This window comes from Enterobacter cloacae complex sp. 342H5 (assembly GCF_050030905.1).
Taxonomy (GTDB): Bacteria; Pseudomonadota; Gammaproteobacteria; order Enterobacterales; family Enterobacteriaceae; genus Enterobacter; species Enterobacter intestinihominis.
The window spans coordinates 2698243-2721540 of record NZ_JBLGVB010000001.1; the positions used below are offsets into that span (position 1 = coordinate 2698243).

23 protein-coding genes are annotated in these 23298 nt (G+C 54.5%); 11 read left to right on the forward strand and 12 right to left on the reverse strand.

What is annotated here, in order from left to right:
• Window positions 1-113: 113 nt before the first annotated feature.
• Complete coding sequence (locus ACQG03_RS12915; protein WP_063151962.1) at window positions 114-1487, forward strand: MFS transporter; 1374 nt, start codon at window positions 114-116, stop codon at window positions 1485-1487.
• Window positions 1488-1538: 51 nt separating this feature from the next.
• On the opposite strand, the gene htpX is transcribed toward ACQG03_RS12915, so the two are convergent.
• The 4 genes from htpX to ACQG03_RS12935 all read right to left on the reverse strand — a co-directional run bounded on the left by htpX (window position 1539) and on the right by ACQG03_RS12935 (window position 5962).
• A complete protein-coding gene (gene htpX, locus ACQG03_RS12920; RefSeq protein ID WP_003859899.1) occupies window positions 1539-2420 on the reverse strand; it encodes a protease HtpX in 882 nt (293 codons plus the stop codon).
• A 193-nt stretch (window positions 2421-2613) separates the two neighbouring features.
• Complete coding sequence (prc, locus tag ACQG03_RS12925; RefSeq protein WP_003859896.1) at window positions 2614-4662, reverse strand: carboxy terminal-processing peptidase; 2049 nt, start codon at window positions 4660-4662, stop codon at window positions 2614-2616.
• A gap of 19 nt (window positions 4663-4681) precedes the next feature.
• Entirely contained in the window at window positions 4682-5368 is a 687-nt protein-coding gene (gene proQ / locus ACQG03_RS12930) for an RNA chaperone ProQ (RefSeq protein WP_058677574.1), read from the reverse strand.
• 96 nt (window positions 5369-5464) lie between these two features.
• Window positions 5465-5962, reverse strand: a complete 498-nt coding sequence (locus tag ACQG03_RS12935; RefSeq protein WP_006811006.1) for a GAF domain-containing protein — start codon at window positions 5960-5962, stop codon at window positions 5465-5467.
• A 132-nt stretch (window positions 5963-6094) separates the two neighbouring features.
• Between ACQG03_RS12935 and yebS the strand changes: the two genes are divergently transcribed.
• From yebS to ACQG03_RS12955, 4 genes are all read left to right on the forward strand, one after another.
• Complete coding sequence (gene yebS, locus ACQG03_RS12940) at window positions 6095-7378, forward strand: membrane integrity lipid transport subunit YebS (RefSeq protein ID WP_022648459.1); 1284 nt, start codon at window positions 6095-6097, stop codon at window positions 7376-7378.
• A complete protein-coding gene (locus ACQG03_RS12945) occupies window positions 7347-9980 on the forward strand; it encodes a PqiB family protein (protein ID WP_022648460.1) in 2634 nt (877 codons plus the stop codon). The genes yebS and ACQG03_RS12945 overlap by 32 nt, the downstream gene beginning before the upstream one ends.
• Before the next feature lie 56 nt (window positions 9981-10036).
• Window positions 10037-11500, forward strand: a complete 1464-nt coding sequence (gene rsmF, locus ACQG03_RS12950; RefSeq protein WP_063162946.1) for a 16S rRNA (cytosine(1407)-C(5))-methyltransferase RsmF — start codon at window positions 10037-10039, stop codon at window positions 11498-11500.
• A 104-nt stretch (window positions 11501-11604) separates the two neighbouring features.
• A complete protein-coding gene (locus tag ACQG03_RS12955) occupies window positions 11605-11844 on the forward strand; it encodes a YebV family protein (protein ID WP_006811010.1) in 240 nt (79 codons plus the stop codon).
• A 34-nt stretch (window positions 11845-11878) separates the two neighbouring features.
• On the opposite strand, the gene pphA is transcribed toward ACQG03_RS12955, so the two are convergent.
• The gene (gene pphA / locus ACQG03_RS12960) at window positions 11879-12523 is read right to left on the reverse strand and encodes a protein-serine/threonine phosphatase (RefSeq protein WP_045308320.1); all 645 of its coding nucleotides are present in this window, start codon (window positions 12521-12523) and stop codon (window positions 11879-11881) included.
• Window positions 12524-12690: 167 nt separating this feature from the next.
• Between pphA and ACQG03_RS12965 the strand changes: the two genes are divergently transcribed.
• Both ACQG03_RS12965 and ACQG03_RS12970 read left to right on the forward strand, forming a co-directional pair.
• On the forward strand, window positions 12691-13671 hold the full coding sequence (locus tag ACQG03_RS12965; protein ID WP_022648463.1) for a VirK/YbjX family protein: 981 nt from the start codon (window positions 12691-12693) through the stop codon (window positions 13669-13671).
• Between the two features lie 45 nt (window positions 13672-13716).
• On the forward strand, window positions 13717-13914 hold the full coding sequence (locus ACQG03_RS12970) for a hypothetical protein (RefSeq protein WP_032609507.1): 198 nt from the start codon (window positions 13717-13719) through the stop codon (window positions 13912-13914).
• Window positions 13915-14039: 125 nt separating this feature from the next.
• Here ACQG03_RS12970 and ACQG03_RS12975 read toward each other — a convergent pair whose 3' ends face one another.
• From ACQG03_RS12975 to yobA, 3 genes are read right to left on the reverse strand one after another with little or no spacing between them, the layout of a single operon-like run.
• Window positions 14040-14378: a YebY family protein gene (locus ACQG03_RS12975; protein ID WP_022648464.1), complete on the reverse strand. Its 339-nt coding sequence runs from the start codon at window positions 14376-14378 to the stop codon at window positions 14040-14042.
• Between the two features lie 16 nt (window positions 14379-14394).
• Window positions 14395-15264 (reverse strand): copper homeostasis membrane protein CopD, encoded by an 870-nt coding sequence (gene copD / locus ACQG03_RS12980; protein ID WP_023300432.1) that lies wholly within the window; start codon window positions 15262-15264, stop codon window positions 14395-14397.
• 1 nt (window position 15265) lies between these two features.
• Window positions 15266-15637, reverse strand: a complete 372-nt coding sequence (yobA, locus tag ACQG03_RS12985) for a CopC domain-containing protein YobA (protein ID WP_023300433.1) — start codon at window positions 15635-15637, stop codon at window positions 15266-15268.
• Between the two features lie 137 nt (window positions 15638-15774).
• Here yobA and ACQG03_RS12990 point away from each other — a divergent pair, with 137 nt between their 5' ends.
• From ACQG03_RS12990 to exoX, 3 genes are all read left to right on the forward strand, one after another.
• Window positions 15775-16005, forward strand: a complete 231-nt coding sequence (locus ACQG03_RS12990; protein WP_003859784.1) for a DNA polymerase III subunit theta — start codon at window positions 15775-15777, stop codon at window positions 16003-16005.
• 111 nt (window positions 16006-16116) lie between these two features.
• Entirely contained in the window at window positions 16117-16755 is a 639-nt protein-coding gene (locus tag ACQG03_RS12995; RefSeq protein ID WP_063162945.1) for a nitrilase-related carbon-nitrogen hydrolase, read from the forward strand.
• A gap of 24 nt (window positions 16756-16779) precedes the next feature.
• Window positions 16780-17442 (forward strand): exodeoxyribonuclease X, encoded by a 663-nt coding sequence (exoX, locus tag ACQG03_RS13000; protein ID WP_022648468.1) that lies wholly within the window; start codon window positions 16780-16782, stop codon window positions 17440-17442.
• Here the strand turns inward: exoX and ptrB are convergent.
• Both ptrB and ACQG03_RS13010 read right to left on the reverse strand, forming a co-directional pair.
• Entirely contained in the window at window positions 17424-19499 is a 2076-nt protein-coding gene (gene ptrB, locus ACQG03_RS13005; RefSeq protein WP_063162944.1) for an oligopeptidase B, read from the reverse strand. The genes exoX and ptrB overlap by 19 nt on opposite strands.
• 75 nt (window positions 19500-19574) lie before the next feature.
• A complete protein-coding gene (locus ACQG03_RS13010; protein ID WP_022648470.1) occupies window positions 19575-20225 on the reverse strand; it encodes a tellurite resistance TerB family protein in 651 nt (216 codons plus the stop codon).
• A gap of 171 nt (window positions 20226-20396) precedes the next feature.
• Here ACQG03_RS13010 and purT point away from each other — a divergent pair, with 171 nt between their 5' ends.
• Window positions 20397-21575: a formate-dependent phosphoribosylglycinamide formyltransferase gene (gene purT, locus ACQG03_RS13015; protein WP_063162943.1), complete on the forward strand. Its 1179-nt coding sequence runs from the start codon at window positions 20397-20399 to the stop codon at window positions 21573-21575.
• 61 nt (window positions 21576-21636) lie between these two features.
• Here purT and ACQG03_RS13020 read toward each other — a convergent pair whose 3' ends face one another.
• Both ACQG03_RS13020 and ACQG03_RS13025 read right to left on the reverse strand, forming a co-directional pair.
• Window positions 21637-23031 (reverse strand): hypothetical protein, encoded by a 1395-nt coding sequence (locus ACQG03_RS13020; RefSeq protein ID WP_063162942.1) that lies wholly within the window; start codon window positions 23029-23031, stop codon window positions 21637-21639.
• Window positions 23031-23288 (reverse strand): PAAR domain-containing protein, encoded by a 258-nt coding sequence (locus ACQG03_RS13025; protein WP_074148337.1) that lies wholly within the window; start codon window positions 23286-23288, stop codon window positions 23031-23033. The genes ACQG03_RS13020 and ACQG03_RS13025 overlap by 1 nt, the downstream gene beginning before the upstream one ends.
• Window positions 23289-23298 lie beyond the last annotated feature (10 nt).

Below are 23298 nucleotides of genomic sequence, written 5' to 3' on the forward strand. Positions count from 1 at the left end.
CGCGCTGCAATCTATCTGGGTTTACTTCGTTACAAATCTGCGACATAAAACCGAAATAACGATGCTAAAATAGTTACTCTGAAAATAATTTCACACTGAGTCATTCTTTTCCCATGCAAAAAAACGTTTCTGATGGCCTGCCCTTACCCCAGCGGTACGGGGCAATTGCCACTATTGTCATCGGCATTTCGATGGCTGTCCTTGACGGTGCGATTGCCAATGTGGCTCTTCCTACCATTGCCAAAGACCTTAATGCTTCTCCGGCAAGCTCCATCTGGATTGTGAACGCGTACCAGATAGCGATTGTGATTTCCCTTTTGTCACTCTCTTTCCTGGGCGATATGTTTGGTTATCGCCGGGTTTATCAGTGCGGGCTGGTGGTCTTTACTCTCACCTCGCTCTTCTGTGCCCTTTCCGATTCACTGCACACCCTTACGCTTGCGCGTATCGCACAGGGTTTTGGCGGTGCGGCGCTAATGAGCGTGAACACGGCCCTGATACGGCTTATCTATCCTCATCGCCATCTGGGGCGCGGCATGGGCATTAACTCCTTTATTGTGGCCGTGTCGTCCGCCGCCGGGCCGACGATTGCCGCCGCCATTCTGTCCGTAGCCTCGTGGCAGTGGCTGTTTGCCATTAACGTGCCGCTGGGCATTGTGGCGATCTTCTTCGCCCTGCGCTATCTTCCGGAAAATGGTCCGAAAAACACCATGCCACGTTTTGACCTGCCCAGCGCTGTGATGAACGCGCTGACCTTTGGCCTGCTGATTACTGCGCTGAGCGGATTTGCGCAGGGACAGTCTTTGTCGCTCATTGCCACAGAAATCGTTGCCCTGCTTATCATCGGCTTTTTCTTTGTACGACGCCAGCTGGCGCTGCCCGTGCCGTTACTGCCGGTCGATTTGCTGCGTATTCCGCTATTTTCGCTATCAATTTGTACCTCCATTTGCTCGTTCTGCGCCCAGATGCTGGCGCTGGTTGCGCTGCCATTCTTTTTGCAGAGCGTGCTTGGCCGTTCGGAAGTGGAAACAGGCTTGCTGCTCACGCCCTGGCCTTTGGCAACCATGGTGATGGCCCCGCTGGCCGGGTACCTTATTGAGCGCGTTCATGCCGGACTGCTGGGGGCTATCGGGCTGATCGTCATGGCAGCAGGACTGTTTGCGCTGTCGCTCCTGCCCTCCTCGCCGGGGGATCTGGATATTATCTGGCGCATGATCCTGTGCGGGGCAGGTTTCGGTCTGTTCCAGTCACCTAACAACCACACAATTATCACCTCTGCCCCACGTCATCGCAGCGGTGGTGCCAGCGGGATGCTGGGTACGGCAAGACTGTTAGGGCAAAGCACCGGGGCCGCAATGGTGGCGTTGATGTTTAACCTTGCCGGGCAAAATGCGACACACGTTGCGCTGATTACCGCAGGGACACTGGCGACCCTCGCGGCTATCATTAGCGGCCTTCGTGTGACCCAGCCAAAGGCGCAGGCATAAAAAAACCGGGCGGAGATTGTCTCCTGCCCGGTTTTTTTCATCCGGCGGGTATTACTTCAGGTATTCGCCGCTTCGCAGCGCTTCAATACGTTTATCCAGCGGCGGGTGTGACATAAACAGCTCGCTCAGCGACTTTGATTTACCATTGATGCAGAAGGCCATCATGCTGTTTGCTTCCTGCGGCTCGTAGCTGGTTTTCAGACGTTGCAGCGCAGCAATCATCTTCTCACGACCCACCAGTTTCGCAGAACCGGCATCCGCGTGGAACTCACGATGACGGGAGAACCACATGGTAATGATGCTTGCCAGGATACCGAACACCAGCTCCAGCACCATTGAAACAGCAAAATAGATCAGCGGGTTACCGTTGCTCTCTTCACCCTCATCACGGTTGCCCCCCATAAATCCGGCAGCAATCTGCGCCAGAATACGGGAAATAAAGATAACGAAGGTGTTCACCACGCCCTGGATCAAGGTCATGGTGACCATATCGCCGTTAGCGATGTGGCTGATCTCGTGAGCAATAACCGCTTCCGCTTCGTCACGGCTCATGTTTTGCAGCAGACCGGTACTGACGGCCACCAGGGACGCGTCACGACGCGCACCGGTAGCAAACGCGTTGATATCCGGCGCGTGGTAGATCGCCACCTGCGGCATGGCTATGCCCGCCTGCTTTGACTGCTGAGCAACCGTGCTCATCAACCACTGTTCCATATCGTTACGCGGCTGCTCAATAACTTCACCGCCCACGGATTTCAGTGCCATCCACTTCGACATCAGCAGTGAAATGAAAGAGCCACCGAAACCAAACAGCAGCGCCATAATCAACAGACCCTGAACGCTGCTCGACTGAATTCCCGTCAGGCTTAGCACCAGCCCGAATACCACCATCACCGCCAGGTTGGTGAGCAGGAAGAGCGCGATTCGCATCATAATATTCTTTTAACCTCAGTTTAACAAAACGCACTATGCGATTACCCACATCGTATGGGTATTGCGGCTATTTTCAAGCATCCAGACGGCGTAAGTCACCAGAAAGACACAACTTTACACAATTGGAAATCTGCCTGACGGAAGGATGAGGAACAAAAAGAAACAGGCACAATTTCTTGTGCCTGTTGGGGGATTATTTTGTCGGAGCAGGTTGTACGGCAGGTTTCTCTTTTTCCAGCTTCGCGAGATCAAGCGCGATATGCACCGTCTCGTCCAGATACGGATCGGGCTCCTGGTAATCCTTAGGCAGATCGTCCAGTTTTTTGAGCAGAGGCTTGCCTTCACGTTTGAAGCGATCGTTGATACGCGCCAGACGTGTCGCGTCATCTTCATTGTTCTCTTTCTCACGCTGGGCGTAGTTCAGAGAGACAATGTTCCGTTTCGCTTTCAGAGCGTTGAAACGCGCGATGTCCTTCATGATGTACTGGAATTCCGGATCCTTCCCGATGCGGTCGTTGTGATTTTTCAGCAGTTCCGGACCGAACTGTTTCATATCACCCGATTTCACGAATGTCGCGGCATCAATGCTATCCCACGGCAGCGCGTTATCTTCAAACTTCTCGCCCGTTTCCGTCTCTTCGGTACCTGTCGGCATCATGATGTCCGGCGTCACGCCTTTGCGCTGCGTACTGCCGCCGTTAACACGGTAAAACTTCTGAATGGTGTACTGTACTGAGCCCAGCGCCGGCCATTCAGGACGCAGCATCTGGTCGTAAATACGGTTCAGAGAGCGGTACTGCTGAACGGTGCCCTTGCCAAACGTCGGTTCGCCGACGATTAACGCCCGGCCGTAATCCTGCATGGCAGCAGCGAAGATTTCCGATGCAGATGCGCTGAAGCGATCGACCAGCACCACCAGCGGACCCTTATAGTAGACCACGCCATCGGTATCGGCATCTTCACGCACTTTACCGTTGTTATCGCGCACCTGAACCACCGGGCCAGACGGGATAAACAGCCCTGAGAGCGAGACGGCCTCGGTCAATGCCCCGCCGCCGTTGCTGCGCAGGTCGATGATCACACTGCTGACATTCTGCTTTTCAAGCTTCTGGAGCTGCACTTTTACATCATCGGTCAGGCCAACGTAGAAGCCAGGGATATCCAGAACGCCAACCTTCTCTTTACCCACGGTTTTCACCGACATTTTCACCGCGCGATCTTCCAGACGGATACGCTCACGGGTCAGAGTAACGATACGGGTTTTGGTCCCCTTTCCGGCAGGCAGGATCTCCAGGCGAACTTTGCTGCCCTTCGGCCCTTTGATCAGCGCAACTACGTCATCAAGTCGCCAGCCAATCACGTCCACCATGCTCTTTCCGGTTTGACCTACACCGACAATACGGTCGCCTACGCTGATCGCTTTGCTTTTCGACGCAGGGCCACCGGCCACCATGGAGTTGATAACGGTGTAGTCATCATCCATCTGAAGCACAGCACCGATACCTTCCAGAGACAGGCTCATTTCGGTATTGAACTGTTCGGTGTTACGTGGAGAGAGATAATTAGTGTGTGGATCAATTTCGTGCGCAAACGCGGTCATCGCCAGCGAGAAAACATCTTCACTGTTGGTCTGCGCCAGACGACGAATTGCGAATTTGTAGCGACGGTTTAACGTCTCACGGATCTCTTTCTCGTCTTTGCCTGTGAGCTTGAGGCTCAGTTCGTCATATTTGACTTTTCCGTCCCACAGCGCATTCAGTTCAGCCTCATCTTTCGGCCATGGCGCTTTGCTGCGGTCCAGATTAAAGGTGTCGTTGCCGGTGAAGTCCATCGGACGTTCCAGCACTTTCAGCGCGTATTGATAACGCTCAAAACGGCGCTTTTGCGATAAGTTGTACAGATCGTAGAAAAGATCCAGCTTTCCGGAGCGCAGCTCATCACCCACTTCGGATTTGCGTTTAGCGAACTGTTCGACATCGCTGGCCAGCAGTACGTTATGGCTGTAATCCAGCAAGTTCAGATAACGGTCAAAGATTTTGGCCGAAAAGGCCTGATCGAGATCGAACTGACGATAGTGCGAACGAGTAAAGCGCGACGTCACGCGCTCACTCACCGTCGCGTGCTGAGTTTCTTCCTTAAGAACCGGAATTTGATCAACACGCGTAATATCGTCCACAGCGAAAGCGTGGCCTGTTATAGCAAACAGGCCAGCCAGCGCGGTGAGCTTAAAAAAAGTGTTCATGCCAGGCTCGGCCTCCGTTTCAGAACAACAAGTGTTCTGCGCGTACAATCATTGACATACCAGAAGTCAGCTGTACACGAACGCCATCTTTGGTGATTTCCAGTACGGTGGCATCCATCGCATTGTTACCCGCTTTAACCTTCAGAGACTGACCTACGCTCAGGGCGTTGATGTCCGAAACTGGGGTGTGGCGCGGCTCTTCGCGCGGCGCACGTTGGGCTTTAGCTGCTGGTTTGTCAGCACGCGGTTTGCGATCGTTATTTTCAGTACGACGCGGTGCCGGACGCGGTTTACGCTCGCGACGAGGGGCGTCTTCCTGACCGTTTGCCGCTGCGGCTTCGCGTTTTTTGGCCTGCTGTTCAGCACGCTGTGCCTGAACGCGAGCTTTGGCTTCTTCAAGCTGCTTACGCGCATGTTCTACGTGCTGCTCGTCCAGCTCACCACACGGGTTGCCGTCAAGGTCGACACGGGTCGCACCCGGCTTGATACCGTACAGGTAACGCCAGCTCGAGGTATAAAGGCGCAAGGCAGAACGAAGCTGCGTTTTGCTGAGGTTCATCTCCCCCTCAACGCGCGCGACCAGATCCTGAAAGATACCGACTTTCAGAGGACGCGCTTCACCTTCAGCGCTGAAGCACTGCGGGAAACGCTCGGCCAGAAATGCGATAACTTCTTTACTGCTATTCAACTTAGGTTGATTTTCCATGAAATTTCCTGATTACAACGGACGTTGCCAACAAGCGCAGGCATGAACAGGCGACATTATAATGACGCTATCAGTAAATGCTACGTTATCCGTTGATTATCCTGCGACGCTCGCAAAGAATTTATGATAATCGGTCTCTGCCAGAACATTTTCCAGGTTTGCGGCCAACGCGCGCAGCCCCTGCTCATCCTCGGCAGTAAAGCGGCTGAAGACCGTGCTGTCGATATCCAGAACGCCAATAATCTGATTTTTAACCACCAGCGGCAGTACGATTTCAGAATTGCTGCTGGCATCGCAGGCAATGTGGCCGTCAAACGCATGTACATCTTCGACACGCTGAACCTGACGGGTCGCCACTGCGGTACCGCACACGCCGCGACCTACCGGGATGCGTACGCAGGCGAGTTTCCCCTGGAAAGGCCCCAGCACCAGCGTGTCGCCTTCCAGCAGATAAAAGCCCGCCCAGTTCACGTCAGAAAGGCGTTCGAACAGTAACGCACTGGTATTTGCCAGAGTGGCTAAGAAACTGGTTTCCCCTGCCATTAATGCCTTAAAATCGCGATTCAGATCCGCGTAGAATTCTGTTTTGTTCATTATTCAATCACTTAGTTATCTTACATAATTACCGCATAGCCTATTAAAATAAGCATTAAATGCGCTCATGCTCAAGATGAATCCGTTCATGAGTTATTATAACTTTCAACAATACTTATCTGTGTGCGACTGATGGCCCTAAAAACACCCCAAATTACGCCGACAAGAAAGATCGTTGTCCGTACGGTAAGCCAGGCTCTGCCTCGTGCACATTATCAGCGTTGTCCCCAGTGCGATACGCTTTTTATGTTGCCGAAGATGAAATCGCACCAAAGTGCTTTTTGCCCTTGCTGCGATGCCAAAATTCGCGATGGCCGGGACTGGTCATTGACGCGTCTGGCGGCAATGGCGGTTACCATGCTGCTGCTGATGCCGTTCGCCTGGACCGAGCCGCTGTTAAAGCTCTACCTGCTTGGCGTGCGTATTGACGCTAACGTATTGCAGGGGATCTGGCAGATGACGCGCGAGGGCGATCCGCTCACCGGCGCTATGGTGCTGTTCTGCGTCGTCGGCGCACCGCTGGTGCTGGTCGCGGCAATTGCCTACCTGTGGTTTGGCAACATTCTGGGGATGAACCTGCGCCCTGTCCTGCTCATGCTGGAAAAGCTCAAGGAGTGGGTGATGCTGGACATCTATCTGGTGGGCGTCGGCGTGGCCTCCATTAAGGTGCAGGATTATGCGTTTTTACAACCCGGCATTGGCCTTTTTGCGTTTATTTCACTGGTCCTGCTGAGTATTTTGACCCTGATTCATCTGAATGTTGAACAGCTTTGGGAGCGATTTTACCCTCAGCGTCCCGCGACCCGGCCTGATGAAAACCTGCGCGTCTGCCTGGGGTGCCATTACACCGGTTTTCCGGATAAACGCGGGAGGTGTCCTCGCTGCCACATTCCGTTAAGATTGCGGCGCAACAACAGCCTGCAAAAATGCTGGGCGGCGCTTATCGCCTCACTGATATTTTTATTCCCGGCCAATATGCTGCCGATCTCCGTAATTTATGTGAACGGCGCCCGACAGGAAGATACTATCCTTTCGGGGATTATCTCTCTGGCGCACAGTAACGTGGGGGTTGCCGCCATTGTGTTCATCGCCAGTATTCTGGTGCCCTTTACCAAAGTGGTGGTGATGTTTACGCTACTTATCAGCATTCACTTTAAATGCGAACAAGGACTACGCACCCGTATCCTGCTTCTGCGATTCGTGACCTGGATTGGTCGCTGGTCGATGTTGGATCTGTTCGTGATTTCGCTGATGATGTCGCTCATCAATCGCGATCAGTTACTTGCTTTTACCATGGGACCCGCAGCTTTTTATTTCGGCTCTGCGGTGATATTGACTATTCTTGCAGTGGAATGGCTGGACAGCCGCTTACTTTGGGACGCACATGAGTCAGGAAACGCCCGCTTCGCCGACTGAAGCGAGAATTAAAACAAAACGCCGCATTTCGCCATTCTGGTTGCTGCCTGTCATCGCGCTGATGATCGCAGGCTGGCTTATCTGGACGAGCTATGAAGATCGCGGAAGTACCATCACGATTGATTTCCAGTCTGCGGACGGCATTGTCGCCGGACGTACCCCCGTTCGCTTCCAGGGGGTGGAAGTGGGTACCGTGCAGGATATTTCCCTCGGCAAAGGGCTGAACAAAATCCAGGTCCGGGCGAGCATTAAGTCTGACATGCAGGATGCCCTGCGCGCCGAAACGCAGTTCTGGCTGGTCACGCCTAAAGCCTCCCTGGCCGGCGTTTCCGGGCTGGATGCGCTTGTGGGCGGTAACTATATCGGCATGATGCCTGGCAAAGGTGAGCCACAGGATCACTTTGTTGCGCTGGATACCCAGCCGAAATATCGGCTGAATAACGGCGATCTGATGATCCACCTCCGCGCGCCGGATTTGGGCTCGCTGAACAGTGGTTCTCTGGTCTATTTCCGCAAAATTCCGGTTGGCCGCGTTTACGACTACGCCATTAACCCGAACAAAGATGGCGTGACCATTGATGTACTGATCGATCGCCGTTTTACCAACCTGGTAAAAAAAGGCAGCCGCTTCTGGAACGTCTCCGGTGTCGATGCCGACCTGAGCTTAAGCGGTGCGAAAGTGAAGCTTGAGAGCCTGGCGGCGCTGGTGAATGGCGCTATCGCCTTCGACTCACCTGCTGACTCCAGCCCTGCCGCCGCAGAGGATACCTTTGGTCTGTACGCCGACCTGGCACACAGCCAGCGCGGTGTCATCGTCAAGTTGACCCTGCCGGATGCCAAAGGCCTGAAAGCCGGTTCGACCCCGCTGATGTACCAGGGTTTAGAGGTCGGGCAACTGACAAAATTAACCCTCAACGCGGGCGGCTCCGTTACCGGCGAAATGACGGTGGATCCGAGCGTTGTGGACCTCCTGCGGGAAAAAACACGCATCGAGCTGCGTAATCCGAAGCTCTCCCTCAGCGACGCCAGCATCAGTTCCCTGCTGACGGGAAGCACCTTTGAGCTGATCCCCGGTGAAGGTGCGCCGAATAAAAACTTTGTCATCGCGCCGGCGGATAAAGCTCTGCTGCAAAAACCGGGCGTGTTGACGGTTAAGCTGAATGCGCCGGAAAGCTATGGTATCGAAGCCGGTCAACCGCTAATCCTGCACGGTGTGCAGGTGGGTCAGGTTCTGGAACGAAAGCTGACGGAAAAAGGGGTCTCCTTCTCCGCCGCCATCGATCCGCAGTACGGCAACCTTGTGCACGGCGACAGTAAATTTGTGGTGAACAGCCGGGTCGACGTGAAGGTGGGTCTGGACGGCGTTGAGTTCCTCGGCGCCAGCGCCAGCGAGTGGGTTAACGGCGGGATCCGCATTCTGCCGGGCAGCAAAGGCGCGCTGCGTGAGAGCTATCCACTGTTCGCCAATCTGGACAAAGCCATTGAAAACAGCCTCGGCGACCTGCCGACCACCACGCTGACCTTAAGCGCTGAAACGCTGCCGGATGTCCAGGCAGGCTCCGTCGTGCTTTATCGTAAGTTTGAGGTCGGAGAAGTGATCACCGTTCGTCCTCGTGCGGACGCGTTTGATATCGAACTGCATATTAAGCCGGAGTATCGCAAGCTGCTCACGCCAAACAGCGTGTTCTGGGCTGAAGGCGGCGCGAAAGTGCAGCTCAATGGCAACGGGCTGACCGTACAGGCGTCTCCCCTCTCCCGTGCCCTGCGCGGTGCGATCAGCTTCGATAACCTGAGCGGCGCGGGCGGCAACATGCGTAAAGGTGACAAGCGGATCCTCTTCCCGTCTGAAACCGCGGCGCGCGCCGTCGGGGGACAGATTACCCTGCACACCTTTGATGCCGGTAAACTGGCAGAAGGCATGCCTATCCGCTATCTCGGAATTGATATCGGGCAGGTTCAGAAGCTGACGCTGATCACCGCGCGCAATGAAGTTCAGGCTACCGCCGTGCTTTATCCGGAATATGTACAGACGTTCGCCCGGGCAGGCTCGCGCTTCTCGGTGGTTACGCCGCAAATTTCTGCCGCAGGGGTTGAGCATCTCGACACCATACTTCAGCCGTACATTAACGTTGAACCGGGTCGGGGCAACGCGCGTCGTGAGTTTGAGTTGCAGGAGGCGACCATCACCGATTCCCGTTATCTGGACGGTCTGAGCATTGTGGTTGAAGTACCGGAAGCCGGTTCGCTGGGCATCGGTACGCCGGTCCTGTTCCGCGGTATTGAAGTGGGGACAGTAACAAGCCTGACGCTGGGTAATCTGTCCGATCGCGTGATGGTTGGCCTGCGCATCAGCCAGCGTTATCAGCATCTGGTTCGCAACAACTCAGTGTTCTGGCTCGCTTCAGGCTACTCGCTGGACTTCGGCCTGACCGGTGGCGTGGTCAAAACGGGGACCTTTAACCAGTTCATTCGCGGCGGCATTGCCTTCGCGACGCCGCCTGGCACGCCTCTGGCGCCTAAGGCGCAGGCAGGAAAACACTTCCTGCTGCTGGAAAGTGAACCGAAAGAGTGGCGCGAATGGGGAACGGCACTGCCGCGTTAATCTCGCAGGCTCCGGTGTCAACGCGCCGGAGCCTTTATGTTACACTGCGCGCCTGAATGTTTCCCTGTGGTGTGCCCGTGGCTCAAAACTCCGTATTTCTTCCTGAACAATTCCTCGCACAGATGCGCGAGGCGCTTCCTGCTCATCTCTCTTTCGACGATTTCGTCGCCGCCTGCCAGCGCCCTTTGCGTCGAAGTATTCGCGTCAATACGCTGAAAATCAGCGTCGGAGCATTTCTGGATCTCGTCTCCTCCTACGGCTGGCAGCTGACGCCGGTGCCGTGGTGTGAGGAAGGGTTCTGGATCGAGCGGGATGACGAGGAGAGCCTGCCGCTCGGCAGCACCGCCGAGCACCTGAGCGGGCTGTTTTATATTCAGGAGGCCAGCTCCATGCTGCCGGTTGCCGCGCTGTTTGCCGACGGAAACCAGCCTGAGCGGGTGATGGATGTCGCGGCGGCGCCGGGCTCTAAAACCTCGCAAATTGCCGCCCGGATGAACAACCGCGGCGCGATCCTCGCCAACGAATTTTCCGCCAGCCGCGTCAAAGTCCTGCACGCCAATATCAGCCGCTGCGGGATCCACAACGTCGCGTTAACACACTTCGACGGTCGCGTGTTTGGCGCTGCCTTGCCGGAAGCTTTTGATGCCATCCTGCTCGACGCGCCCTGCTCCGGCGAAGGCGTAGTGCGTAAAGATCCTGATGCGTTAAAAAACTGGTCCGTTGAAAGCAACCTGGAGATCGCCGCCACGCAGCGTGAACTGATCGACAGTGCGTTTCATGCCCTGCGCCCCGGTGGAACGCTGGTTTACTCCACCTGCACGCTGAACCGCGATGAAAACGAGGACGTCTGCCTGTGGCTCAGGCAACGCTATGCGGATGCCGTCGAGTTTCTGCCGCTGGACACCCTCTTCGATTCGGCCAGTCACGCGGCCACCCCTGAAGGCTTCCTGCACGTCTTCCCGCAGATTTACGATTGCGAGGGGTTCTTTGTCGCACGACTGCGTAAAACCCGCGCCGTCGATTCGCTGCCTGTCCCTAAGTTTAAGGTCGGCAACTTCCCGTTCGCGCCGGTCAAAGGCCGTGAGGCGACACAGGCGCAAGCGGCTGCCAGCAAAGTAGGACTGCACTGGGATGAGAGCCTGCGCCTCTGGATGCGGGACAAAGAGCTGTGGCTGTTCCCGGTCAACATCGAACCGCTGATTGGTAAGGTGCGTTTCTCCCGCCTCGGTATTCGCCTGGCGGAGATCCACAACAAAGGATATCGCTGGCAGCACGAAGCGGTCATTGCGCTGGCAGGCAATGAGAACACCTTCGCCCTGACGCATCATGAAGCGGAAGAGTGGTATCGCGGTCGTGACGTTTACCCGGAAGACGGCCCGTCACAGGATGAAGTCATCGTGACGTATCAGGGCTATCCGCTCGGGCTGGCGAAAAAAGTCGGCTCGCGGCTGAAAAATAGCTATCCGCGTGAACTGGTACGCGATGGTCGCCTGTTTACCGGTAACAGCCGCACTGACTGAAAAAACGCATTTTTTTACTGGCGATTTCTCTCTCCTTGTCTAGGATCAAAAATGGATGACTGCACTGGTCATACCAGATTTTGGGCAACAAACCGGAGAGCATTATGACGAAAACCAGCGTACGCATTGGCGCTTTTGAAATCGACGACGCTGAATTGCGCGGCGAAGCACAAGGCGAACGAACCTTAAGTATTCCCTGCAAATCCGATCCGGATTTGTGCATGCAACTGGACGCCTGGGATGCAGATACCAGCGTCCCGGCGATCCTTGATGGGGAACATTCCGTTCTGTACCGTGAACATTACGACAGTAAAACCGATGCCTGGGTCTTGCGTCTTGCATAACCCAAAGAGAACCCGCCCGAAGGCGGGTTATTTATTACTGAAGCTGCGTCAGCGTCAGAAAGCCCCCGAACACCGCTCCCGTATCAATGTAGTGCAGATTGTTGAAATCGTAGCGCTTGTCCACAGGCGTATGTCCGAACCAGAAGTGATCCGCACCGCTAATGCCCTGCCCTCTACCCACCATAAAGCCCATTAACCGGTCGCGATCCCACAGCACCCGCTGGGCATCTACCGGCTTATGCCAGGCATATTCGGCGGCGGGATAATCCGCATGAGCAATCACGTTCAGACCGTTTTTGCAGGTTATTTCAATAATGTGCGGTAAGTCCCGACACGCGTCGAGTAAATCCTTCGCCTGCTTTTGTTGAGCGACCGTAAGCCCGGTAAACCAGTTACCGCCATTTATCGACCAGAGACTAAAATCATTATTTTCAAGCGCATCTAACGCCATTTGCTCGTGATTACCGCGTACCGCATAAAACCACTTTTCCTGCATCAACTGTAAACATTTCACGCTGTCGGGACCGCGGTCGATAATATCCCCCACCGAGATAAGCAGATCCGCATCAGGATTAAAATGCCGTCGTTTAAGCTCATCCATAAGCCACTGATAGCAACCATGAATATCGCTGACAACCCAGACATGACGCCAGTGTTCTCCCTCTATTTTCTGATACATAACGCCTCCTGTAAGAAGTATAGCTGCCACAGAAAATGTCATGCGCTGGCGTTGGATATCGCGAATCCAAACAAACCATAAACCAGCCGGAAATAAAGATCGCTGCGCTATTAATCCCTTATTCCCTGGCCTTTAAAATAGTGCGGAATAAAAAGAGGGATTTTCACGTGTCAAACATACACCTGCAAAACGATGTTTTTTATCCGCATCGTACAAATATTATTTCTGAACTGGTGAGAGGGAAACGCGTTCCCGGCCCAATCTGGCACAAACGTGATTACCGGTTAAAGTTCCTTCTGCGCTCGCTTTTATTCTGGTCCTCCACCCATCGCATGCTGGAGGCGCTATCCGGGCGCGATGATTTCGACAGGCTGCTCACCTCTCAAATTACCTTGCCGAGCAAAACTCACCGCCAGTATCTGATGCGTGGCCTGAACTCAAACGACCGGGCCGATGCTATCGTCAGCCACTATCAGTGGATTGATAGTCTGACAAATACCGCCCTCGCCCACGCGCTGACCAATCCGCAAGAGGTGCCGGTTGTCCGGTTCGAGGCAAAAAACGGCGAAATCTATACCGTCCACGCCTCGTCCGCAGGTAAGGCTGAACGTGAAGGCGAAAGCACGCTTTGGCTGCATGACAATGACAACACGCTGCTTGCCAGCCTGACGTTCTGTGTCGCACGCAGTAATGGCCGTATGGTGCTGGTGATCGGCGGCCTCCAGGGTCCACGTCGTCATGTTTCACGGGAGGTGATTAAGCAGGCAACCCGTGCCTGCCATGGGCTTTTCCCGAAACGCGTGCTGATGGAGGTGATCTTCCAGCTTGCCTCACGCTCGAACATCAGCGCGATTTTTGCCGTCAGCGATGAAGGCCATGTTTTCCGCGCGTTGCGCTACCGTCTGAGTAAAGGGCGTCATTTTCACGCAAGCTACGACGAGTTCTGGGAAGGCCTGAACGGAAAGAAACTCTCCCCCTTCTGCTGGCAGTTGCCGCTCCAGATGGAGCGTAAAGCGCTGGAGGAGATTGCCAGCAAAAAACGCGCCGAATACCGTCGCCGCTTTGCGTTACTTGATGATATTGCGGCTTCCGTACATGCGCGCATTGATCCCGCAGTCGTCTCAGGCAAAATACAAACAAAAATTTAACAAAACAGCCAAAAAGGACTGGACTTACGCCTGCCGGGTTGTGGTATGTTTGAAGCAGGCGCACAGGAAGTGAACCTTCTGCTGAGACGAAAACCGGATTTTATCGTTTATTTTCATGCAGATAAAAAGAGACCGAATACGATTCCTGTATTCGGTCCAGGGAAATGGCTCTTGGGAGAGAGCCGTGCGCTAAAAGTTGGCATTAATGCAGGCTCAATCGCCTTGCCCTTTAAGAATAGATGACGACGTCAGGTTTTCCAGTCCACAGTAAAAGTGGTCTGAAAAAAAGCGTCAGAACATCACTAAATGTGAAAAACCGCAGAGCTTTTACAAGCACCTGCGGTTTTTTTTTACTGGAAACCTGACGGCTAGCAGAGCTTTTTAGCGCGCTCAATAAACGGTGCCAGACTCTTCTTCTGCCCGGGGTTTGCCGGGTCATCCACCTGGATCACGCTGACAGGCTGTCCGTTACTTTTCCCGCTGGCAACCTGCTGCTCCGCTACGTCATTTAACGGATACTGCACGAGCGTACTGGGATTGATGACATATAGCGCGTTACCGGGACGGCAGGTGAGCATGACCTCTTCACGATTAAATGCCCAGTTGTCCTTACCCACTTCAAACCGGCTGACGGTGATGACCTGCGGCGCGGCCAGCGCACTGCTGGCACAGGTGAGAAGTAAAAGAGAAAGCAGTGTCTTTTTCATAAGTTATTAAACCTTGTCAGAAGGGTTCCCAGGTCGCGAACAGGCTGACGGCCGCCAGTACCAGCGCGCCCAGCACCACTTCTGCCTGTGTCATCCTGATAAAAATCTGTTGTTCCCGCCCGGCATCAGGGCGAAAGCGTGGCACAAGAAAATACCGATTCGCCAGCGCAATTGCCACCATCATTATGACCAGCGCACATTTGAACAACAACAGCCGTACATAAGGCGCTTCCCACGGCACGTCTATGCCTACAATAAAGAGCGTATTGATTATCCCGGTCAGCAGCACGCCCGCCACGGCATAATGCCCCACGCGGGAGAAGCGCATCATGGTAAAGATAGCGGCTGGCTGCCAGCGGCCTTTCGCCAGCCGCATACAGAACAGCAGCGGCAGTAAACCGCCCACCCAGGTGGCGGCGCAGAGCAGGTGAAGCGCATGGTTCAGACGATGCAACGCACCCGGCGCGCCACCGTTCATCGCGGCATGTCCCACGCCCGCCAGCAGCACCAGTTGCCCCATCGCGAGCAGTAACAGCCGTGAGCCCTTTTGCGGGGTAAGCCATGCAGCGCCCGCGGTCACAGCGGCCAGCACCATTTGCCACAGCCAGACGCCACCAAACTGCGTGCCCAGCACGCTGCGCCAGACCGCCGGGCGAATGACATCACCCCAGCCGTTGCCCATTAACCCACTTTGCAGGCCGAACATCAGCAGAGCAGCCATCAGGCTGATTAAGGCCGCGATATTCTGCTGGCGCTGGAAACGCTGCGTCATGAGGCGCTGCAACGAAGACGGTGCAAACCAGACACTGTATAGCGCGTTGCCGAACAGTAGTATCAGCGCAACAAAATGGATAAAGCGAAACGCTACGTAGCTCAGGGCCAGCATACTATTTCACGCTAAAGTGATAGCTGCCCTTGGTTTTGTGGCCGTCCACGGAGACCACATGCCAGTCCACCGTATAGGTGCCGGTCGTCAACGGTTTCTCAAGAGGAACAATCAGCTTTGCGTTATCCTTCTCGTCACGCTTCACCGCGCCGGTCTGGATTTTGTGCTGCTGCGCGTCCGTCACCACGACGCCGCTGAAGGCAGGTTCAATGCCTTCCGAGAAATTCAGGGTAATGACGTCGGGTGCCGTCGCGACGGTATTTTCCTGCGGGGATTGTTGCTTAAGGTGCGCATGGGCCAGAGCTGATGGCGCGATTGCCGAAGAGAGCAGAAACACCAGCGCACACGCGACGCGGGAAGGGGTAAAGTGCATCACAATCATTCCTTTTCGTTATGCCTGAATGCTAAAGAATAACTCTGTATAATTAACGAGTCGAGGAACATCCTTTGCTCCCTTGTCATCGTTAAACAATCGCGGTAACGTTGCCGCCGCAGAAAAAGGAGAAGGAAATGAACGTTAACCTGGCCGCCCTTCCTCAGGACGAGATGGACAAAGTGAATGTCGATCTCGCCGCCGCGGGGGTCGCATTCAAAGAGCGTTACAACATGCCCGTCGTGGCTGAAGTGGTAGAGCGTGAACAACCCGCGCATCTGCGCGACTGGTTCCGCGAACGTCTTATTGCGCATCGCCTCGCCTCCGTTAATCTCTCGCGCCTGCCGTACGAACCTAAAGTTAAATAAGCTTAACGTCCCGTTACACTTCCTTACGCGTTATGTGGCAGGATAAGAAAACCCTGATAAATTTAGGTGTAATCTTAAAATCCCAGCGACTTAGTGTATAAGGAAGTCACGATGTCACGATGGACTATTGCCGCGGCTCAGTATGCTCCGCGGCACAACTGTGTTGATGAGCACGTAAAACATCACCTGCACTTTATTGCCGAGGCTGCCTCGCATGGGTGCGATTTAGTCGTCTTTCCGGAGCTTTCGCTTACCGGCCCTGGCGGAACAACCTTACCCCCACCCCCTGACGATTTGCAGCTTGCCCCCCTCCTTCACGCGGCGCAGTCACGTTTCATCACGGTGATTGCCGGTATTACTCTCCAGCAACAGAAAGGACTCGCGCTTTTCACCCCTAACCTGTCGACCATCCGGCGCTATCCGCAGGGTAACGGTGCGTGTGTTATTCCTGGCAATAAACGGTTAACCATCGTTGATAATCAGGCTGACGCCCCGGAACTGGACCCAGAGGCAACGCTGTTCACCAGCAGCCTGGCGGTGGGTGAGCAACGCTGGCGGCAATCCATCAGTTCGTTACAACGCTTCGCGCATAAGTACGCCATCGTGGTATTAATGGCGAACGCGCGCAGCGGTAGCGCGTTATGGGATGAAAAAGGTCAGCTGATCGTGCGTGCCGATAAGGGAGAGTTGCTGTTAACCGGTTCTTTGGGCCGACAGGGTTGGCAAGGGGATATCATTCCATTAGGCTAGGCATTTTTGGATCAGGAGCGATCAATGCTGCGCGTCATCGATACCGAAACCTGCGATTTGCAGGGTGGAATTGTGGAAGTCGCCTCTGTCGACGTGGTTGACGGAAAGATAGTCAATCCAATGAGCCACCTGGTGCGCCCGGACCGTCCCATCAGTGCGCAGGCGATGGCAATTCATCGCATTACGGAATCGATGGTGGCGGATAAGCCGTGGATTGAAGAGATCATCCCTCTTTACCACGGTAGCCAGTGGTATGTCGCCCATAACGCCAGCTTTGACCGCCGCGTGCTGCCGGAGATGCCCGGTGAATGGATTTGCACCATGAAGCTGGCGCGCCGTCTGTGGCCGGGGATCAAATACAGCAATATGGCGCTGTATAAGTCGCGCAAACTAAGCGTGCGGACGCCGGAAGGGCTGCATCATCACCGCGCCCTCTATGACTGCTACATCACCGCAGCGCTTCTGATTGATATCATGAATACTTCCGGCTGGACGCCGGACGATATGGCGACCATTACCGGCCGCCCCGCCCTACTGACCACCTTCACGTTCGGTAAATATCGTGGAAAACCGGTATCGGAAGTGGCGGACAACGATCCGGGCTATCTGCGCTGGCTGTACAACAACCTCGACAGAATGAGCCCGGAACTGCGCCTGACGCTGAAGCATTATTTAGGCGAAGCCTGAGTTCCCGCGCGGCCTGGCAGCGTATCCTGCGCCAGGCCAATCAAAAAGGCGTACTCCAGCGCCACCCCTTCATAGGATTTAAATCGCCCTGATTTCCCTCCGTGCCCCGAGTCCATATCGGTACACAGCAGCAGCAGATTATCGTCAGTTTTTAGCTCACGCAGCTTCGCCACCCATTTCGCGGGCTCCCAGTACTGCACCTGGGAATCGTGCAGGCCGGTGGTCACCAGCATATGCGGATAGGCTTTCGCCTCGACGTTATCGTACGGGCTGTACTCTTTCATGTAGCGGTAATAGGTTTCATCCTGCGGGTTCCCCCACTCCTCAAACTCCCCGGTGGTCAGCGGAATGGTTTCGTCCAGCATGGTCGTCACCACGTCCACAAACGGCACCTGAGCGATAACGCCTTTAAACAGTTCAGGCCGCTGGTTTACCACGGCTCCCATTAACATGCCTCCGGCGCTGCCCCCCATGCCAAAGCAGAGTTGCGGATCGCCATAACCCTGCGCGATCAGCGCATCGCAGACATCAAGGTAGTCATTGAAGGTATTTTTCTTTTTGAGAAATTTTCCGTCTTCATACCAGTGCTGACCCAGCTCGCCGCCGCCGCGAATATGGGCAATCGCATAAACAAAACCGCGGTCGAGCAGGCTCAGCCTGCTGCTGCTGAAATCGGCGTCCATGCTGGATCCGTAGGAGCCGTAACCGTAGACGAGGATGGGGTTTTTACCTTTGTTGAAGTGATCCTTGTGGTAGACGAGAGACACGGGGACTTCAACGCCGTCGCGCGCGGTCACCCACAGGTGTTCACTGCGATAATTTTCCGACTCAAATCCCCGGACCTCAGCCTGTTTAATCACCTGACGCTGCCCGGTGTCCATATCCAGCTCAAACAACGTGTCCGGGGTAGTCATTGACGAATAGCCGTACCGCAGGCGGGACGATTCCGGTTCCGGGTTAAAGCCGATCCACGTCACGTAAGCCGGGTCATCGAACGCAATGCCCACCACTTCGCGGGTTTTGCGGTTGATTTGGCGGATACTGGTCAGTCCGCGCTGACGCTCTTCCACCACCAGCCAGTCGGTAAACAGGGTGAACCCCTCCAGCATCACCTGATCGCGCGCAGGAATTAACACTTCCCACTTCCGTTCATCGCGCACTTTGGTTTTATAAAGGCCAAAGTTTTTGCCCTCGCGGTTCGAACGCAGGTAAAAGCTGTGCTGGAAGTGATCCAGACTGTACTCATGATCTTTACGGCGCGGCAGGAAGCATAACGGCTGGGCATCCGGCAGTTCGGCATCCAGCAGCAGCACCTCAGAGGTGGTGGCGCTGGCAAGGAAGATAATCACGTAGTGGCGAGACGAGGTTTTATGCAGGCTGACGTAGAACGTCTCATCTTTTTCTTCATACACAAGCTCATCATCGGCGGAATCGGTCCCCACCGTATGACGCCAGACCTGATAAGGTAGCAGCGTTGAGGCATGCTTTTTAACGTAGTAGACCGTTTCTGAATCGTTACCCCAGACGAAATCGGGGGAGACATTATCCAGCATTTCGGGATACCAGTTTCCCGTTTCAAGATTGCGGAAACGCAAACCGTACTGGCGGCGGGAGAGGTAATCCTCAGCCAGCACCATAATGGCGTTATCGGGGGAAATGGACATGCCGCCCAGCGTATAAAACTCACTGTGGGCAGCACGTTTGTTAGCATCCAGCAGGATCTCCCATTCGTCCCACTCGGCGCTCAGCACAGACTGGCGCTGGTAGATGGGATATTCGTTTCCCGGCTCATAAATATGGCGATAGCGATAACCGTTTTTGCACCACGGGGCAGAGACATCACGCTGGGGGATACGCTGCACCATTTCGTTCAGGAGCTGATCCTGAAGCGCCTGCTGGCTGGCCATGACCTGGCGGCCATAGTCGTTTTCCTCGTGCAGATAGTCGAGCACCTCTGGCCGGGAACGGGAATCGTCCCGCAGCCAGTAGTAGTTATCGATACGCGTATCGCCATGCGTGGTGATCGCATAAGGAGTACGTCGGGCTTTTGGAGGCATGGCATTCTTACTTTTTCGTTTTACATCCTATAAGGTTGGCAAAACACGCGTATGATGCAAGCGAAACATGGCCTTCTAGCCCGCGAGGGTCTGCTTCTGCTGCTGAATATCCTGCTCAATTCCCTCACGAACGTCCTGTGGGATCTTCAGCGCATCACCCAGGGCGTTCAGGTAGCTGCGCTCCATAAAGTGATCGATATCGATGGCAGCACAGCTCAGAAAATAGAGTTCCAGCGCCTCTTCTTCGTTTTTCACGCTTTGCGCCAGACGCTGCGGATCGAGCGGCTGTTCGATGGCCTGCGCCACCAGCGCCCTGCCCTGCTCCTCAACGCCCGCTTCCCGCATCTGCTGTTCAATTGCGGCACGTTCACTGGCATCAATATGCCCGTCGCTCTTGGCCGCAAAGACCAGGGCGAGGATCAGGCGCTCGGTGCGTAAATCTAACGGCGATACCTGCTTCCCGTACTGCGGTTCATCCTGATGCGCGTTGCGCACCTTGTCTTTGTATTTGTTCCATAAGACGGAGCCTGCAATAGCCCCTCCGCCCGCCAGCAGCGCGCCGGTACCGTATTTGGTAAGCAGTTTCCGCGATGATTTATTGGCAACCAGCAAACCGGCCAGCCCGCCGAGCGCACCCGGCACAAGCAGCTTGCTCAGACCCTGCTCGCCGGACGACGAGCCTTTTTGTCCCAACAGGGATTGCAGTTGATTCATCCAGCCTGACATATTTTTCCTCACGTAACAGTGCGTAACCTTCACAGCCTAAGCGAGCGGGTGTCAGGAAATGTCTGTCAGTGCTAAAGAAGCGCAAATTTCCCCCGTGTCCGGTTATTGCCATACAAGACATACGCAAACGTTTTCGTTTATACTGCCCGCATCTTTTTCAGGGGGATTTTTATGACTCGTTTAGGAACCGCGCTGCGTCCTGCCGCGACGCGCGTCATGCTGTTGGGATCGGGTGAACTGGGTAAAGAAGTGGCCATTGAATGCCAGCGTTTGGGTGTGGAAGTGATTGCGGTGGACCGTTACGCGAATGCGCCCGCCATGCACGTCGCGCATCGCTCGCACGTCATCGATATGCTTGACGGTAATGCACTGCGGGCGTTAATTGCCGACGAAAAACCGGATTTCGTGGTACCTGAAATTGAGGCCATTGCCACTGAGATGTTGGTTGCCCTTGAACAGGAAGGCCAGCGCGTGGTGCCCTGTGCCACAGCGGCAAAACTGACCATGAACCGGGAAGGCATTCGTCGCCTGGCGGCAGAAGAATTACAGCTCCCGACCTCCAGCTACCGTTTTGCCGGGGATAAAGCTGCGTTTCTCCAGGCCGTAGAGGAGATTGGCTACCCGTGCATCATTAAGCCGGTAATGAGCTCCTCTGGCAAAGGGCAGAGCTTTATCCGCGACAGCAGCACGCTGGACAAAGCCTGGGACTATGCCCAGCAGGGCGGCCGTGCCGGTGCCGGGCGCGTCATCGTAGAAGGCGTGGTGAAATTTGATTTTGAAATTACCCTGCTCACCGTCAGCGCCGTGGATGGCGTTTATTTCTGCGACCCGATTGGTCATCGCCAGGAAGACGGCGATTATCGCGAATCCTGGCAGCCGCAGCAGATGAGCGCGCTGGCGCTGGCACGCGCGCAGGAGATCGCCCGCAAAACGGTGCTGGCGCTGGGCGGCTACGGCCTGTTCGGCGTGGAATTGTTTGTTTGCGGCGACGAGGTGATCTTCAGCGAAGTCTCCCCTCGCCCGCACGATACCGGGATGGTCACACTGATTTCGCAGGATCTCTCTGAGTTCGCGCTGCACGTACGTGCTTTCCTCGGCCTGCCGGTTGGCGGCATCCGTCAGTACGGCCCGGCAGCCTCGGCGGTGATCCTGCCGCAGCTGACCAGCCAGAATGTCACCTTTGATAACGTCGAAGGTGCGGTTGGTGCAGGCTTACAGGTCAGACTGTTCGGCAAACCGGAGATCGACGGAAGCCGTCGTCTGGGCGTGGCATTAGCAACCGGGGAAAACGTGGACGAAGCCGTCGCGAGAGCGAAAATAGCGGCCACTGCGGTAAAAGTGACAGGGTAAATAACTAAAGGCTGGTCAACTAAGCGACCAGCCACATAGCATGATTAACGTTGTTTCGTTTCTATCGCTTCCATTCGTATTCCATGTCCTCGTAGGCTTCATTCGTTTTCGAGATGAAAACAAAACTACCGAGGCCTATAAAAATAACGAAGGGAATGATTATGCTCGCAATCAGTTCCCAGATTGCTGGCGGATCGTTTTGCGCCAGGAAACTGATACGATAGGCAATGAGGGATAACACGCAGAATAAAGCCGCCATCCCCGCAGGATAAAGGGGATTACTCCAGTTACACCAGGTAAGTTTTTTTGGGATAGCTGTCTTCATGGAGGAAAGCGCAGTAATACAAAATTTGTTTTTGTCTGAATATGCTACCAGTTGCTCCCCCTGGGCATATTTTACCGCATCCGCCGCAAATGCCAGAGCCAGCCACCGATACCCGGCACTCTTTGCGCCCAGAGAGGCATCGATATCCAGCCGTTCCACCGTGAGCGCTTTTTTGTCCAGTGCCTGCATTAATGGATATTTTTCAATACGGGATAGCCCGGTATACCAGAGATTTTTCGGCGTAAGTACCGAACCCGTCTCAAGGAAGACCGCCATTTTGTCCTCTACATCAGTCACGTCAGACATAGGCTGATATAAATATACCGGTTTTTCGCCCTCCTCCCGGACATAATGACTGGTCAGCAGGAATGCACATGCATTTTCCATGCTCTTTGATTCGCCGCTTTCTTCATGTAAATGAACGATAACAATCAACCGGTTTTCAACTCTGTAATCAGATAAGTTCATCCATTGGCTAACGATCGCGTAGTCAGGACATTCTGTGCTGTACTCAATTTTACACGTGCTGGCCGTTTCAATACCCAACCGCTCCAGAGTGCGTCTCAGTTCATCAATGCAGGATCCACTCCCTCCACGAACCCAGACAACGGTTTCAAAAATACGGTAGTTATAGCCCTTCAATTTTTCTGCCATCGGGTCCAGTAAGCGGTAAAACATCTGTTCATTCCTGGTCTGGTCGAAGCGATCTTGCAGCTGAATGTTAACCGGCGTTTTCGGTGCCAGCGGAAATTCGCCTTCCAGTTTCAACATATTCAGCGCGGGTTGCTCCAGGGGGGTTATTGAAGACCATGCTGCGATAGCCATATTTTTCCGCGCATACGCCTTTAAATTAATCTCCTGCTCTTTTGCTATGAATTTTCGGGTTTCAGCATAATGAATGTTGGCGTCATGAAATATGAAACTTGTAAAAACTAACAACGACACAACACAGATGGGCAGAATAACTGAAGGCACAAAAAAGAGAGCCGTAACGTGTTCCTGTTCAGGCCAGGTTAAAGCCCGGATCGCGAGGCCCATTGCGACGGCTATTACATAGAGGAAAACAATCATGACGACTGGCACAGTGGAAACCGAGTCTGGCTGTTTTTTGTATAACCACCACGCGCGCATTACGAAGCTCCCGCCACAGGTAAGGTACTTTTGATTTCACATCCACACGCCGCGCGACAGCCATCTACCACAACCCCACGGCCATGCATGGTCCAGGTTGGGTGACATTCAGTTATTGGGAACGTCCCTTTATGGAGCGGACACTGCACAAGATCATCTTTCAAGGCCACGGGCTGACTCATAAAGTCTGCCCCAGAGGCCTTAGTGACTTTTCCTCCGCTTATCAGCGGATCGTTTAACCTAATGACGCCTTTCATCACTTTACCT

Bases quoted from the DNA above. Each gene is read 5' to 3' on its own strand.
- prc (WP_003859896.1), bottom strand. From the start codon at position 4,662: ATGAACACTTTTTTTAAGCTCACCGCGCTGGCTGGCCTGTTTGCTATA.
- ACQG03_RS12995 (WP_063162945.1), top strand. From the start codon at position 16,117: ATGTCACGATGGACTATTGCCGCGGCTCAGTATGCTCCGCGGCACAAC.
- pphA (WP_045308320.1), bottom strand. From the start codon at position 12,523: ATGTATCAGAAAATAGAGGGAGAACACTGGCGTCATGTCTGGGTTGTC.
- copD (WP_023300432.1), bottom strand. From the start codon at position 15,264: ATGCTGGCCCTGAGCTACGTAGCGTTTCGCTTTATCCATTTTGTTGCG.
- ptrB (WP_063162944.1), bottom strand. From the start codon at position 19,499: ATGCCTCCAAAAGCCCGACGTACTCCTTATGCGATCACCACGCATGGC.
- htpX (WP_003859899.1), bottom strand. From the start codon at position 2,420: ATGATGCGAATCGCGCTCTTCCTGCTCACCAACCTGGCGGTGATGGTG.
- yebS (WP_022648459.1), top strand. From the start codon at position 6,095: ATGGCCCTAAAAACACCCCAAATTACGCCGACAAGAAAGATCGTTGTC.
- ACQG03_RS12955 (WP_006811010.1), top strand. From the start codon at position 11,605: ATGACGAAAACCAGCGTACGCATTGGCGCTTTTGAAATCGACGACGCT.
- rsmF (WP_063162946.1), top strand. From the start codon at position 10,037: ATGTTTCCCTGTGGTGTGCCCGTGGCTCAAAACTCCGTATTTCTTCCT.
- proQ (WP_058677574.1), bottom strand. From the start codon at position 5,368: ATGGAAAATCAACCTAAGTTGAATAGCAGTAAAGAAGTTATCGCATTT.
- ACQG03_RS13010 (WP_022648470.1), bottom strand. From the start codon at position 20,225: ATGTCAGGCTGGATGAATCAACTGCAATCCCTGTTGGGACAAAAAGGC.
- ACQG03_RS13025 (WP_074148337.1), bottom strand. From the start codon at position 23,288: ATGAAAGGCGTCATTAGGTTAAACGATCCGCTGATAAGCGGAGGAAAA.
- ACQG03_RS13020 (WP_063162942.1), bottom strand. From the start codon at position 23,031: ATGCGCGCGTGGTGGTTATACAAAAAACAGCCAGACTCGGTTTCCACT.
- ACQG03_RS12990 (WP_003859784.1), top strand. From the start codon at position 15,775: ATGAACGTTAACCTGGCCGCCCTTCCTCAGGACGAGATGGACAAAGTG.
- ACQG03_RS12975 (WP_022648464.1), bottom strand. From the start codon at position 14,378: ATGAAAAAGACACTGCTTTCTCTTTTACTTCTCACCTGTGCCAGCAGT.
- ACQG03_RS12915 (WP_063151962.1), top strand. From the start codon at position 114: ATGCAAAAAAACGTTTCTGATGGCCTGCCCTTACCCCAGCGGTACGGG.
- ACQG03_RS12970 (WP_032609507.1), top strand. From the start codon at position 13,717: ATGTTTGAAGCAGGCGCACAGGAAGTGAACCTTCTGCTGAGACGAAAA.
- ACQG03_RS12945 (WP_022648460.1), top strand. From the start codon at position 7,347: ATGAGTCAGGAAACGCCCGCTTCGCCGACTGAAGCGAGAATTAAAACA.
- exoX (WP_022648468.1), top strand. From the start codon at position 16,780: ATGCTGCGCGTCATCGATACCGAAACCTGCGATTTGCAGGGTGGAATT.
- ACQG03_RS12935 (WP_006811006.1), bottom strand. From the start codon at position 5,962: ATGAACAAAACAGAATTCTACGCGGATCTGAATCGCGATTTTAAGGCA.
- yobA (WP_023300433.1), bottom strand. From the start codon at position 15,637: ATGCACTTTACCCCTTCCCGCGTCGCGTGTGCGCTGGTGTTTCTGCTC.
- purT (WP_063162943.1), top strand. From the start codon at position 20,397: ATGACTCGTTTAGGAACCGCGCTGCGTCCTGCCGCGACGCGCGTCATG.